A 13227-nucleotide genomic window follows, 5' to 3' on the forward strand; every position below is an offset into this window, starting at 1 on the left:
TCCCTCAGCGCAGTACCGGTGCGGTGATATGACGGGCGCAGAGTTCATCCATTACGGCCAGCCCGAGAAAGGACAGCGACGGCGCGGCCTTGAGTGGTCCGGCTTCCATTAAATCTTCCAGTAATGCACAGGCAATCTGACGGCCTTTCTCCTCGCCGTGCTGGCGCAGGTAGAAGCCCTCCAGCTCGGCGGCAATGGCGCTTTCCAGCGCGTCGAGGGTGAGTTGCGGGTAGCGGTGCTGGCGTTCGCACAGGGTCAGCCAGGCACACGCCACTGCGCGACGATACAGCGCGGCGCGTAATACGGGCGGTAATGGCTTTTTCATACGTTACCCTCCCCGGTCAGCCAGTGCTGATTGCAGCGCTCTACCACGCCGTCGAGCTGGGCGGTCATGAGGTAAATCACGGAGGTGAGTTGTAACTGCTGCGCCGGGTTACGCCTAACGGTCGCGCAGTCCTGCACCTGCATCAGCTCATTGACAAGCTGGCCGACGTTGCGTATGTGCTCAAGGCATTCGAGGTCACGGGCGGTAATGGTGGTATGTTTCATGCTCGCACCTCCGCAACCGGCAGACGACCAGCGAACGAGAGGACGTAATCGCGAACGAGGGAAAGACGTGCGGCCTGTTCATCACCGGCAACGGTGCGAAGCATACAGATACGGGGTTTACGGTCTGCGCGACGAACAGCGGCAAACACAAAGACAAACTGCGGATATGACGGGGTGAGGATCGTAGCCATAAGGGCAACCTCCGTTAGATAGCAGGTTATGCTACCACCGGAGTTTCCACGCTCAGTGGTGGTAGCCCAGACGGGGGTGGAAATACCGGCTCTAACGGATACCGGCCCGACCGAAGTCGGCCCCGCCTGAGCCACCATTACTCGATAGCTGCAAAGGTCATGAAACCATTGCGCAAGTAACAGGTGCACGAGGGCATAGACACAAAAAAAGACGCATGGCGCGTCAGGTGTCGCCGTTAGATTACTCGGGTTTCCACGCCCGGCTGCCGATTTTGCGACAGCGGGAAAACTATACCTGGAAACGATAAAAAGAAGCAAGCCAGAAAAAGGGGCTGTTTGCTGAATGGTCATCATCATGCGTCATAACCCCGGTTGCGTTCGGCAATGCGGTCAGTCATCCATGCCGTGATTTCAGACTGCGCCCACGCCACGTTTTTTCCGCCGAGGGAGATTTGTTTCGGGAAGGCTTCCCGGCTGATGAGGTCGTAAATGGTCGAGCGGGACAGACCGCACAGATGCATCACTTCGGGCAGACGAATAAAACGCTCATGAACGGTATCAGAAACCGGCATCAGCGGCGCGGCAGGGGCAGAAGACGGGGAAGAAAAAGCGGTGTGCATCGGGCTACCTCACAAAGTCCATACAGTGCCGGTCGTGTCCGTCCGGCTTCGGGTAGCTCTCTATTTTGTGAATATTTTTACGCAGGGCAACAAGTCATTTTGTAGTGGTACACCACACAACAGAGCGATTTTTGAACAATGGCAAACGCTGGCAAACAGATGCAAATCAATGCATTACATTGCAGTAACTTTAAGTACTTTCACTTATATATTTCCTCACAATTAATCGGAAAAAAGACTAAATCCTACAACCCAGGCAAAAAGCAAAAGGTGAACAGTAGTGAACAGTCGGTGAACAGTTATACCCTCAACTGTTCACACTTTATCTTGCTGTATTACTTATCTTTTTCTTTTCAGTGAACAGTAGTGAATAGTTATAAGTAAAAAAACAAACGGTGAGTAAGGTTTTCCTGAGACCTTTCTCTGGCAAGCCGGGTTTTAAGGTCTGTTTGTGCCATTTTTGCCACAACGGCAATGAATCGTGTTGTTGTGTCTGGCGCGGCAGAATCTCCTCAGATTGAAACGAAGAGGAGACCCGACATGACTCAGACCGCTGTTATTCCCGACTACCTTAAACCTGCAATGGAACGCCTTGAGACTGCCCGCTCGGCGCATCTCGCCAATGCCAGCCGTATGGATGAAACCACGACGGCCATCAGCCAGGTGCAAACGCAAAAAAATGAACTGGAGCAGGAAAACGGCAATGATTCCGGCGCATGGCGCGCCGCCTTTCGTGCCGGTGGTGCTGTCATTACCGACGAGCTGAAACAACGCCATCTGGCGCGCGTGGCACGGCGGGAACTGGCGCAGGGATGTGACAGCATGAACGAGGTACTGTCTTTTGAGCTGGACAGGCTCAAAGGAGCCTGTGACCGCACGGCCAGAGCATACCGTCAGGCACATCACGGCGTCCTCAGTCAGTATGCAGAGCATGAACTTGATGCAGCCCTACGTGAAAGCTGCGGTGCCCTCATCAGAGCAATGAAACTCAACATACTGGTTCTGAATAATCCGCTTGCTAATACGACCGGGCATCAGGGATATATCGAACCGGAAAAAGTTGTAATGCAGCAGGTGAAAGCGTGGCTTGAACAGGCCGTAAAGGGCTGCAATATCCGTCTGACCGATGAACCGGTGCTGTTTAAAACAGGGCTGTCGGCTTCCACACTGCCGCATATGGAACATGACGTTGCGACCACGCCCGGTCAGCGAAAAGTCTGGCAGGAAAAAATGCGGGAACGTGAAGCTGACCTGAAGGTTCGGGGGTTATTGTCATGATGCGCTGCCCTTTCTGCCGCACAGCGGCACACGTTCGCACCAGCCGCTATATGTCTGAGAGCGTCAAAGAGAGTTACCTGCAGTGCCAGAATGTGCACTGCTCGGCGACATTCAAAACGCATGAGTCCATCTTTGAAGTGATACGTTCGCCGGTCGTCGATGAGAAACCCGCGCCGGTGCCGACAGCCCCCGTGGCACCCCGTCTGGTAAAAGGCTGCTACAGCTCGCCGTTCCGCCATTAATCAGGAGAGACAACCCGTGACCACTCTGACCTTACAGCAGGCCTATGACACCTGTCAGACGAACAAAACCGCGTGGCTGAACCGTAAAACCGAACTGGCCGCCGCAATGCAGGAATATCAGGAATTATTGCTGGATGACAATGTATCAGGCTCCCGCAGATTACAGATGCTGCGTGACCTGATTGACGTAAAAAAATGGGAAGTTAATCAGGCCGCCGGTCGCTACATCTTCTCGCATGAGGAGGTGCAGCGCATCAGCATCCGTAACCGGCTGCATGATTTTATGCAGCAGAACGGCGCAGAGCTGGTCGCCGCACTGGCACCGGAGCTGATGGGGATTAAAAACCAGCCCGCGATGATAAAAAATCGCGCGCTTGACCGTTCAGTCTCTTACCTGAGAGAAGCTCTTTCCGTCTGGCTGACCGCTGGAAATGACATTAATTATTCTGCACAGGATAAAGATATTTTAACGGCCATCGGATACAGGCCTGACGCGCCTTCGCGGGATGATAATCGTGAAAAATTCACCCCTGCACAGAACCTGATTTACACCCGCCGACGTGCAGAACTGGCCGCACGGTAGCACGCAAAAAAATCCGCGAAAATTCCGCTATTTTTCCCGAAAAAAGCCATGCATTCATAAGGTGCATGGTTTTGCATGCAAATCCCCGTATTTTATTTCCCCCACCTCGGCAGTACCGGCGCGGCCTGAGTCGGTTCATGCACCTGCATTAAAAGTGACCTCTTAAGCGGGCAGGCGTGGCGGGGAGAGCATTGCGCGCCAATGATGTGAAACGATTATAATTTTTTGGTTATATCAATTGATAAAGCAAGCACATCAATTTTTTCTCCTTAAGCCTACATGGCTACACAGCGTGTTCATGAGAAAGATAGAGGCCATGGGTGGCTCTATGTTGAATGAGATCATGTTAACGAGAATGATCAATACTTGTTCATTTACTCTTCTTAAGTTGCTATCCTAATAGTATGAATTTGTTGTAACTTTAAATCTGTCAAGCTTGAAATGGAGTTCCAAATGATAGCATCATTACTTGCTAACGAATACGTAAGTGCCTTTGGATATATTGTTGGGGTGATCTCTGGATGTATAGCAATATATCAGACTACACAAGTAACCAAGAAGAATAATGAGATAAAACAACTTAATGTCACAATAAAAGATCTAAATTCCCAGATTATAAATATTACAACTAATAGAAACAATATTAATCAAGGGGAACGTTCTCAGTATTTTCAAGATAATAATGGTCCTGTGAATATTGATAATCGGGGGTAGTTATGACTTCTGGCGTTAATTTTAAGGATAATACTGGACCTGTACATATAATTAACCAGCCGCGAGTGTTAAGAGCCAGTGTTATTGGTAAGCTGATTGAGATTATTTCCAATCCAGTTGGTGGCGAGCAAAGTTTAAACAGAAAAGCATCAAATATTGATGTTAAAATCTCATTCAATGATCTTAAAAGAAACAGATGGGTAGCCGAACTTTATAAAGAAGATGCTCTGTTAGTTGATGAATCTATAAAAACACTTGATACTATAATTTTAAATGGTAGTGTCAAATTAAAAAGACAGTTTAGAGGCTATTATAATACTGCATTGGGGTTATATGGTCTTTATGAGAAGCCATTTAACATTGAAGTCATCAGGAAAAACTCAGATAATATTATCGATAATGTTATTAGATCTGCTCAAGAAACGGTTAGTTCGTGCTCTAATTTAGACGCAGAGTTTTTACAAGAAGACATTGATTATGGCATTCGTATGATTGTGAGCTATTCAATTATCGAATGCATAGTGCTGGAGAATCCAAATGATTACAATTGATACGGATCCAAAAGCAAATCCTGTATATATTGGAAGTGTGGTGCTTAGAATCTTTCAAAGTAATGATTCGATGATAATTGAAATATCTCGACTGTATGATTTAGTAAATTCTGTCTTCGAATTATCGTTTGATCTTTTTCTTTACTCATTAGATTGGCTTTTCATAATCGGCGCAATTGAGTTAGATGGAAATGGTGGAATAGCATATGCGGCTCAATAAACTTATTATTTTAAAAAATAACACTCTTGTTAGGGAAGTGACTTTTAAAGACGGTCTGAACCTAATTATAAATAAAAGAACCTCAGGTAAGGATAGTGGCAATAGTGTAGGTAAATCCACATTATCACGTGTTTTGGATTATTTATTTATGTCATCAGGTCATGATATTTATCATGATGCGGAATTTGGAAAAGATATACCTGAAATTGTATCATTAATAAATGATAATGTTTTAAAGTTCACATTAGATTTTAATACAGTAGAAAATAAAAAAGCAGTTGTTTCCCGTATAATATCTACCGATGATAAAAATTCAAAATATTTTTTAAATGATGTTGAAATAGATAAAAAACAATATTCTGAGTTTATAGCTCAAGCAGTGTTTGGATTGACTACAGATAAGCCATCGTTGAGAAATGTTTCGCATAAGTTTATCAGAAATACGAATGATAAAATGCAGAAAACGCTTAATTTCTTACATGGGAATACAACTCCTGATGTCTACGATTTATTATACTTATTTTTGTTTGGATTCAATGGCCTACCTCTTATAAAGAAAAAAGGGGAATTTAATAAAGAGATAAAAAAACAAAAGGCATATCTTGCCGCATATAGGAATCCAAATAGAGAGACAGTTTTAGCAAAAATGATTAAGCCTCTGAAGAAAGAAATTGCGGAGGCGGAAAGAAATATTAAGAACTTCGATTTTAAAGATAGTCATGATGAAAGCTTAAAAAAACTTTCAGAAATACAGAAGATGATTAGTGATTACTCTTTGAGTTATGCCTCTTTAAATATGCGAGTAAGAAATATTGAAGAGTCGATCTTGTCCTTGAAGAACAATATCACGCAACTTGTAGAAAATGATTTAATGGAAATCTATAGTTCGGCAGGGGTTTATTTTAATGGGGAGCTTAAAAGATCTTACGAAGAAATGGTATTGTTCCATAATGATGTTATTAAGAATAAAATTAATTTCTTAGAATCTGAATTATTAAAGAAAAAAGAAGAGATAGAAAGTATAAATGAAAAAATTAATGGTTTTCATGAGCAAGAGTCATCTTTATTTAGAACAATCAAAGAGCCTGAAACATTAAAGTCTATAAATCAATTATTCAATAAGCTAACTGAGTTACGCGAAAATCTTGCTAGCATAGAGTCTAATCTTACGCGTATTAATGATACAAATGCCTTAATAAAATCTCTTGAAGATAGTCGAGAGAAATTACTTTTAGAAATAGAGTTGGCCGTTCAAGGTTTGGAAAAGAACATTGAGGTTTTCAATGAGTTCTTTGGTGATCTTACAAAGGAAATTTATGGTGAAAGATATATTTTTGATCTTTCCTTTGATGTTGATAAAGGCAGGTGCAATTTTGATATATCATGCGTTACGCCAAACAGCAATGGTGGTAAGAAGAAAGGTGAAATAACTGCATTTGATTTGGCTTATATTAAGTTTGTTGATAAGGTTAAATTAAAGAGAGCAACTTTTGTTATTCATGATAGTATTGAAGATGTCGATGTAAATCAAATTAGAGATATATTCTTTGAAGCAAATAATATAAATGGTCAATATATTGTATCAATATTGAGTGATAAATTCTCAGAAGATACTGACTTGAAAATGATGATGAATAACTCGATCCTTGAGTTATCTTCGACAAATAAGTTCTTTAAAGTATAGTTATTAAAGGTTTGTTTGATAAACAAACCTTCCCCACCATGCCATAAGTTCTATTCTTTTATTCAGGTACGTTGAGCGGTTATAAGCTCTTCGTACTTCATTTTTATCACTATGTGCTAGGGCTGCTTCGATAACATCAGCATTAAAGCCTGATTCATTTAAAGCTGTGCTTGCGATAGAGCGCAGCCCATGTGCAACAAGCCTACCTCCGTAACCAATCCGTTTTAAAGCGGCATTAGCAGTTTGGCTATTCATGGACTGCTTGGGATCATTCCTGCTGGGAAAAACATGTTCTCGGTGAGCGCTGATTGGCTTCATCACATCCAGTATACCTAACGCCTGTGGCGATAAAGGAACAATGTGCTCACGCTTGGCCTTCATCCTTTCAGCCGGAATGGTCCAGAGCTTTTTATCGAGATCGATCTCTGCCCATCGTGCGCCTGAAGCCTCTGAAGGGCGAACGAGCGTCAGGAGTTGCCACTCAATAAGACAGCGAGTCGGAACAGATAGATTTGACATGACTAGCGAACGCATCAGCTTAGGCAATTCTTCTGGTCGTAACGTCGGCATGTTTTGCTTTTTGGGTTTCTCAAAAGCCATACCAATACCTGACGCGGGGTTGGCATCAATCAAGCCAGTGTTAACCGCATAAATCATTATTTCGTTGATACGCTGTACCAGTCTACGAACTGTCTCCAGCGCCCCACGTGCTTTGATCGGTTCAAGGGCTTCAACCAGTGTTCGGGCTTTGATTTGCTGGACAGGGGTCTCCCCGATAGCTGGGAATACGTCTTTTTCCAGTGAACGCCATATATCTTTAGCGTAATCAGGGGTAACGCTTTTGCTTTTGAGCTGGAACCAGTTAGCGGCGACCGTCGAAAAAATACTGTCCAGAGCGATTTGCTGCTGTTCCTCTGCAACTTCAGCTTGAATTTGCGGGTCGATTCCGTTGGCTAATAGGGCAAGGTAATCTGCTCTTAACCCTCGGGCATCAGCAAGAGAAAGGGCAGGAAAAGCACCAAGTCCCATCATAGTCCGCTGTTTTGTTGCTGGGCGTTGATAGCGAAAGCGCCAGAGTTTCTTGCCGCTAGTTTTCATTATCAGGAAAAGCCCATCACCATCATGCAGCGTTAGATCCTTCTCTAACGCTTTCGCGCGCAGAACTTCGGTGTTGGTTAGGGGGCGAGTTGTCCGTGCCACTGTGGCCGCTCCTTCATGAATTGGTATACGCTTTTAGGTATACATCCTACCGTATACCAAAACGTATACCAATAAACACTGGATTTAGCCGGATGTTCTCGGACAACGACAGACACAAAAAAGCCCGCAGGGCTTGTGCTGTGCGGGCTTTCTGTACTTCACCGGACGTATCCGGATCATGATTTGGTGGAGCTGGCGGGAGTTGAACCCGCGTCCGAAATTCCTACATCCTCGGTACTACATGCTTAGTCAGTCTTTACATTCGCCTGGCACCTGCGGACGGACACGCCACTACCAGACTAGCCTGATTCGTTTTAACGCTTCAACCCCAGGCAGGGCATCCGCGCGATCTCTTTTGGGTTTGACCTCTCTTGATCCCCGTCCTAAGAGCGGAGGCTAGGGAGAGAGGGCTCTAAGCAGGTTATTAAGCTGCTAAAGCGTAGGTTTCGTCGTTTGCGACTATTTTTTTGCGGCTTTTTACGAGGCCAACCGCCCCTCGGCATGCACCTTGGGTTTCGCAAATCCCGTCGAATCCAGAATCAGCCCCAATGTGTAAGGTAAGTATAACAGACTTGTGACACGCGTGACCAGCCCCCGTATCTTCTTATCTTCAACGATTTACCGCTCGCGCAGTGCTTCTTTCGCGCGATTAAACGGTTTGATTAAATAGTCGACAATGGTTTTTTCACCGGTTTTGATATCCACCGTGGCGATCATGCCTGGAACAATCGAAAAACGGCGTCCTGATTTATTTTGTAGATAGTCCTGGTGGGTGCGGATAAACACGCGATAGTAGAAAATTTCCGGTTTCACTTTATCCTGAATGGTGTCCGGTGAAATGGTCTCCACCACGCCGTCAAGCCCGCCGTAAATGGCGTAATCATAAGCGGTAATTTTAACCAATGCGCGTTGGCCGGGATGAATAAAGGCGATATCACGCGGCGAAAGGCGGGTTTCAATCAGCAGACGATCGTCTACCGGCACTATCTCCATCATCTCGCCGTTAGGCGGGATCACGCCGCCAATCGTCGTGACCTGGATATTTTTAACAATGCCGCGTACCGGCGAACGCACGGTGAGGCGGGTGACGGAATCCTCGCGTCCTTTTAAAATGGCGGAGAGCATATCGACTTCAGCGTTCGCTTTCGATAACGCTTCGCGTGCCTGCACATAATATTGTGAGCGCAGATCGGTAATTTTTAAGCCTAAATCGCTTTTTTGTCGTTGCAGGCGTAGCACTTCAACATGACTGGCCGCGCCGCTTTTCTCCAGACGCTGGGTAATGGCCAGCTCTTTATTAACCGACGCCAGCGCATCCCGTAGCTCGGCTTCGGTATCGGCCAGTTGCGCGCGGCGGCTTTTATAGAGACGCGTCTCTGCGGCAATCAGATCCGGCCAGCCGTTCAGCTCAGCGGGGAAGGCGAGAGGTAAGTCGTTGACTTCCGCGGTTAACCGTGCGCTGGAGGCGAGTGAAGCGCGATATTTTGCCGCACTTTCACCCACATTGGACGCCAGACGCGTCGGATCAAGCCGGGCGACAATCTGGTTAGCCTGAACTCTGTCGCCTTCCCGCACCGTCAACTGCGCCAGAATGCCGCCATCCAGCGACTGCAGAACCTGTTCGCGTGAACTGGGGATCACTTTCCCGTTACCGGTGGAAACCTCATCCAGTCGGCCAAACCACGCCCAGATGCCGAAAATGAGAAATAACAGTGAGCAGATCAGAACAATACGACCCGCGCCGGAAAACGCCCGTTCACGCTGAATATCGGGATCGTCCATCGCGGCATCATGCTGATTGATTTTCATTTTTCCACTCCCGACGGTGACTTTGCATCCGATCCGCGTTAAGCGCCTGCGCTTTTGGCGCATCCATCACCAGTTGTCCTTCTTTCAGGACAACGACACGCTCAACCAGCTCCAGTATTGGTACCCGGTGCGTCGCGACGACCAGGGTTCGATTGCCAAGCCACTGATGTAACCGCTGAATAAACTCTCGTTCCGTATGCTCGTCCAGCGAGGCGCTGGGTTCGTCAAGTAGCACAATATTGGGGGAGCGCAGCAGCATTCTCGCCAGCAACAGGGACTGACGCTGCCCGCCGGACAGGCCGTTACCACCCTCCATAATGGGATGATCCAACCCTTTTGCCAGCCGCCTGACGAAGACGGCGCCGCCGCTGACTTCGAGCGCGTCAAAAATCTGTTCATCGTTGGCGTGCGGCGCGCCGAGCGTCAGGTTCTCTCGTAGGGTGCCGAAGAAAAGCCGCGCGTTCTGGCTAAGAAAGCCGATGTTGCGGCGTAAATCCGCCATATCGATGTGCGACAAGCTGAGATTATCAAGCCGGGCATCTCCCTGAATCATCTCCAGGCCGCCCGCCATCGCCTGTAAAAGTGTGGATTTACCCGCACCGTTACGCCCCAGTATCGCAATCCGCTCGCCTGGCATGATCTCCAGACGCACGAGGCGCAGCGGTATGCGTTGATCGTCGTTATGGTAACGAAACTGAGCGTTTTCAAAGAGGTAATGCCCGTGGAGGATGTCGCGGTGTATCAGGCTATCGTCATGCTGTGTCTCGGTGGGCAGTTGCATAATGTTGTCGAGACCCATCTTCGCCGCTTTCACCTGCTGCCAGCGCGCCAGCACGCCGCACAGGTTAGCCATTGGCGCGATCATCCGCGAGCCGAGCATCGACGCGGCGACCACGGCGCCGGTAGTCATACTGCCTTCAATAACCATCGGCGCGCCGAACATAATCACTGCGGCATACACCAGACTTTGTACCGACATCCCCCAACTGATAAGCCCTTGCGTGAGTTTGCGGGTGCGTAGACCCGACTCGCCGGTAATACGGATATAGCTATTCCATTGCTGAAGAAAGCGGTTCTCCGCCTGCATCAGTTTAATATCTTCCAGCCCCTGAACGCTTTCGACCAAGACTGCATTGCGTAGCGTCGCTTCGTGGGCGGCCTGGTTGGCGAGGACAGCCAGTTTTTTTTGCAGTGCGACGCCCGGCAGGATCATCAGCAGAGCCGCCACGGGCGCTATCCATGCCAGCGGTGGGGCAATAATCGCCAGGACTATCATAAACAGGAAAAAGAAAGGCAGATCGACAATGGTCGCCAGCGTTGAAGAGGTAATCATCTCGCGGATCTGCTCCAGTTCGCGTAACTGCGAGATAAAACTGCCTGTGGAACGGGGAATAGCGCTGTTGCGCAGCCTTAACGCATGACCGAATACCCGATCGGAAATGCGCATATCGGCGCGTTTACCGAGCACGTCCATAATGTGCGTACGCGCTTCACGCAGCAGAAAACCGAACAGCACCGCTACCAGCACGCCGAAGGAGAGAACGTACAGGGTAGGATATGACTGAGCGGGGATCACCCGATCGTAAACCTGCATAGAGAACACAATCCCGGCCAGCGACAGCACGTTAATCAGAAAGGCGGCGACCATTACCGGTAAATAAGGGCGAATATCCTGCAGAACCAGCTCGCGCATCCAGTCAGGTTTAAAGCGGGAGATATAGCGGTCGACGCGGCTATCCTTGAGCGCCGATAGCGGGCGTAGCGCGGCAACATAGAGGATCTCCGGCAATAACTCGCTGAGCGTCAGGCGGTTACGCTGACCCTCTTCTTCAATCACAAAAACGTCTACCGCATCTTCGCCATTAACATGTTCGATGACCAATAACTGCCCGCCCCGGAGCTCGACAACCAACGGCAATCGCCACTGACTAAATGCCGTTTTGTCTATGTCCGGCGCATGAAAGGATAAACCCGCCTGCCGCGCGAGCTGCGTTAAGGCGGTCGTTCTGCTTTTACCCCTAAACCACGGGGCGTTGGCCTGAATTGAACCGGGAGAACAGGCAACGCGATAATGACCGGCGACATGGCTGATGGCCTGCGCCCATTGGCTTAGCGCGCGCTCACTGAGTACCTCTTCTACATCGGGGGCGGCGCGGGTCATGGCTGGATCTCCACGGATTGAATGCTGCGATGATTTAACGCGAACGCCTGACGAAGCGCGCCGGTGTTATACAGACAGTTCAGTTGCAACTGATGCAACTGGCTTTCCGTTTGCAGTTCGGCAAAACGCGCCTGGTAAACTTCCTGCTCCGCATTAAGCACGTCGAGCAGCGGGCGGGAACCGAGGTCAAGGTATTGTTGCTGATACAGTTCGCGCGTGCGTTCGCTAAGCTGCTGTTGCCGACGAAGGATTTGTAACGCGCTGGCAAGACTCATTGCCTGGCTGCGCGCCTCTATCAGTTTCTGGCGGACATCAAGCCGGGTGCGCTGAATGGTCGACTGAGCCGCGTCTACCGCATGGCTGGCGGCGTTGCGTCGGGCAGTCAGCCCTCCGCCCTGATAAAGCGGCATCTCAACTTTTACCCAGGTGGAATACTGGGTTTTATCCAGCACTTCATGACTGGGATATTTATCATTAAGATAATGTTGTACAGAAGGTTCGAGCGAAATCGTCGGCGTCATTTGCGCGCTGGCATAGTCCAGATTCGCCCGCGCAACGTTGGCCTGCGCCCAGGCGGCCAGTACCGCGGGCACCAGTCGATCGTCGGGAGTCGCCGTCTCACAGCTGCGAGCGAGTTTCGCCGGGAAGTCATTATTGATTCCGTTAAGCGAATTCCAGCCCAGCCAGCTCATCAGTGAGGCTTTCGCACTATCGAGATTGGCCTGATACTGCGCCAGTTGCGAGCGGGCGGATTCGATTCTGGCTTCGGTTTGCACTACGTCAGATAGCGACGTAGCGCCTTCATCGCTGCGCTGCCGGATAAGTTTACCGATGCCGTCCAGCGCGACGAGCTGTTCTTCCGCCGCTTCTACCATTTGCTGCCAGCTCTGCGTTTGTACAATGGCGTTGGCGGTTTCGTGCGCGACGGTATCAATACTGAGCAACACATTGGCCTGTTGCTGTGCTGCGCCTGCGGTTTCGGCGCGAACCTGGCTTGCCACTTTGCCGAAGTCATAAAGCATTTGCGATACCGACAGCACTAGCGAGGGGCTATACCCGTGATCGGTGTAGGTATTGCTGTACCCATTGTTCACGCCAGCGCTGACTTGCGGATAATATTTCGATTTGGCGACCTCTATTTGTTCATTCTGTGCGAGCAGTTTGCCGACGGCTTCGCGAATAGAAGGATGCCAGTTAACGGCGCGATTGACCGCGTCATTGAGCGTCAGGTTGCCCGGCGCGGCGGCGCTGAGCGGCAACTCAGCGGCGGAGCCATCCAGCGAAGGAAGCATCTGGTCCGTTGCTAATCCTTCGGATGTAATCATTGGCGGCGCTTCTGCGCCCCGGGGCTGGTGATGAAACAAAGCAAATGCCAGTACGATGGCGACAGGCGCGACTCTTCCCATAGTTTATCCCTTTTAAATA

Annotated in this window: 15 protein-coding genes and 1 other RNA gene; 7 read left to right on the plus strand and 9 right to left on the minus strand. The window is 48.8% G+C overall.

Going from position 1 to position 13227, the window contains the following annotated elements; all coding sequences use genetic code 11:
• Nucleotides 1-4: 4 nt before the first annotated feature.
• The 4 genes from J4617_RS10610 to J4617_RS10625 are packed head-to-tail and all read right to left on the minus strand — an operon-like array spanning nucleotide 5 to nucleotide 1360.
• Nucleotides 5-325, minus strand: a complete 321-nt coding sequence (locus J4617_RS10610) for a DUF5375 domain-containing protein (RefSeq protein WP_070794176.1) — start codon at nucleotides 323-325, stop codon at nucleotides 5-7.
• Nucleotides 322-549: a hypothetical protein gene (locus J4617_RS10615; protein WP_208290687.1), complete on the minus strand. Its 228-nt coding sequence runs from the start codon at nucleotides 547-549 to the stop codon at nucleotides 322-324. The genes J4617_RS10610 and J4617_RS10615 overlap by 4 nt, the downstream gene beginning before the upstream one ends.
• Entirely contained in the window at nucleotides 546-1097 is a 552-nt protein-coding gene (locus J4617_RS10620) for a host cell division inhibitor Icd-like protein (RefSeq protein ID WP_015701354.1), read from the minus strand. The genes J4617_RS10615 and J4617_RS10620 overlap by 4 nt, the downstream gene beginning before the upstream one ends.
• Nucleotides 1094-1360 (minus strand): AlpA family transcriptional regulator, encoded by a 267-nt coding sequence (locus tag J4617_RS10625; protein ID WP_000556588.1) that lies wholly within the window; start codon nucleotides 1358-1360, stop codon nucleotides 1094-1096. Before J4617_RS10625 ends, J4617_RS10620 begins: the two co-directional genes overlap by 4 nt.
• Before the next feature lie 540 nt (nucleotides 1361-1900).
• Between J4617_RS10625 and J4617_RS10630 the strand changes: the two genes are divergently transcribed.
• From J4617_RS10630 to J4617_RS10660, 7 genes are all read left to right on the plus strand, one after another.
• On the plus strand, nucleotides 1901-2638 hold the full coding sequence (locus J4617_RS10630) for a glycoprotein 3 (RefSeq protein ID WP_208290688.1): 738 nt from the start codon (nucleotides 1901-1903) through the stop codon (nucleotides 2636-2638).
• Nucleotides 2635-2880 (plus strand): ogr/Delta-like zinc finger family protein, encoded by a 246-nt coding sequence (locus J4617_RS10635; protein ID WP_000984210.1) that lies wholly within the window; start codon nucleotides 2635-2637, stop codon nucleotides 2878-2880. Before J4617_RS10630 ends, J4617_RS10635 begins: the two co-directional genes overlap by 4 nt.
• 16 nt (nucleotides 2881-2896) lie before the next feature.
• Nucleotides 2897-3463, plus strand: a complete 567-nt coding sequence (locus J4617_RS10640; RefSeq protein WP_208290689.1) for a phage polarity suppression protein — start codon at nucleotides 2897-2899, stop codon at nucleotides 3461-3463.
• A 453-nt stretch (nucleotides 3464-3916) separates the two neighbouring features.
• The gene (locus J4617_RS10645) at nucleotides 3917-4177 is read left to right on the plus strand and encodes a hypothetical protein (RefSeq protein ID WP_000562051.1); all 261 of its coding nucleotides are present in this window, start codon (nucleotides 3917-3919) and stop codon (nucleotides 4175-4177) included.
• Nucleotides 4178-4179: 2 nt separating this feature from the next.
• Entirely contained in the window at nucleotides 4180-4728 is a 549-nt protein-coding gene (locus J4617_RS10650) for a hypothetical protein (RefSeq protein WP_000200483.1), read from the plus strand.
• Complete coding sequence (locus tag J4617_RS10655; protein ID WP_000628291.1) at nucleotides 4715-4948, plus strand: ABC-three component system middle component 6; 234 nt, start codon at nucleotides 4715-4717, stop codon at nucleotides 4946-4948. Before J4617_RS10650 ends, J4617_RS10655 begins: the two co-directional genes overlap by 14 nt.
• Complete coding sequence (locus J4617_RS10660) at nucleotides 4935-6632, plus strand: DUF2326 domain-containing protein (RefSeq protein WP_114260899.1); 1698 nt, start codon at nucleotides 4935-4937, stop codon at nucleotides 6630-6632. The genes J4617_RS10655 and J4617_RS10660 overlap by 14 nt, the downstream gene beginning before the upstream one ends.
• A gap of 3 nt (nucleotides 6633-6635) precedes the next feature.
• On the opposite strand, the gene J4617_RS10665 is transcribed toward J4617_RS10660, so the two are convergent.
• The 5 genes from J4617_RS10665 to J4617_RS10685 all read right to left on the minus strand — a co-directional run bounded on the left by J4617_RS10665 (nucleotide 6636) and on the right by J4617_RS10685 (nucleotide 13208).
• Nucleotides 6636-7832 (minus strand): integrase domain-containing protein, encoded by a 1197-nt coding sequence (locus J4617_RS10665; protein WP_208290690.1) that lies wholly within the window; start codon nucleotides 7830-7832, stop codon nucleotides 6636-6638.
• A 184-nt stretch (nucleotides 7833-8016) separates the two neighbouring features.
• Nucleotides 8017-8379: a transfer-messenger RNA gene (gene ssrA / locus J4617_RS10670) on the minus strand.
• Between the two features lie 71 nt (nucleotides 8380-8450).
• Entirely contained in the window at nucleotides 8451-9614 is a 1164-nt protein-coding gene (locus J4617_RS10675) for an HlyD family type I secretion periplasmic adaptor subunit (protein ID WP_072100740.1), read from the minus strand.
• Between the two features lie 7 nt (nucleotides 9615-9621).
• Entirely contained in the window at nucleotides 9622-11802 is a 2181-nt protein-coding gene (locus J4617_RS10680) for a type I secretion system permease/ATPase (RefSeq protein WP_000196142.1), read from the minus strand.
• The gene (locus J4617_RS10685; RefSeq protein ID WP_000533864.1) at nucleotides 11799-13208 is read right to left on the minus strand and encodes a TolC family outer membrane protein; all 1410 of its coding nucleotides are present in this window, start codon (nucleotides 13206-13208) and stop codon (nucleotides 11799-11801) included. Before J4617_RS10685 ends, J4617_RS10680 begins: the two co-directional genes overlap by 4 nt.
• Nucleotides 13209-13227 lie beyond the last annotated feature (19 nt).

It is taken from the genome of Salmonella sp. 32010601201800023SM, assembly GCF_017572235.1.
GTDB lineage: Bacteria > Pseudomonadota > Gammaproteobacteria > Enterobacterales > Enterobacteriaceae > Salmonella > Salmonella enterica.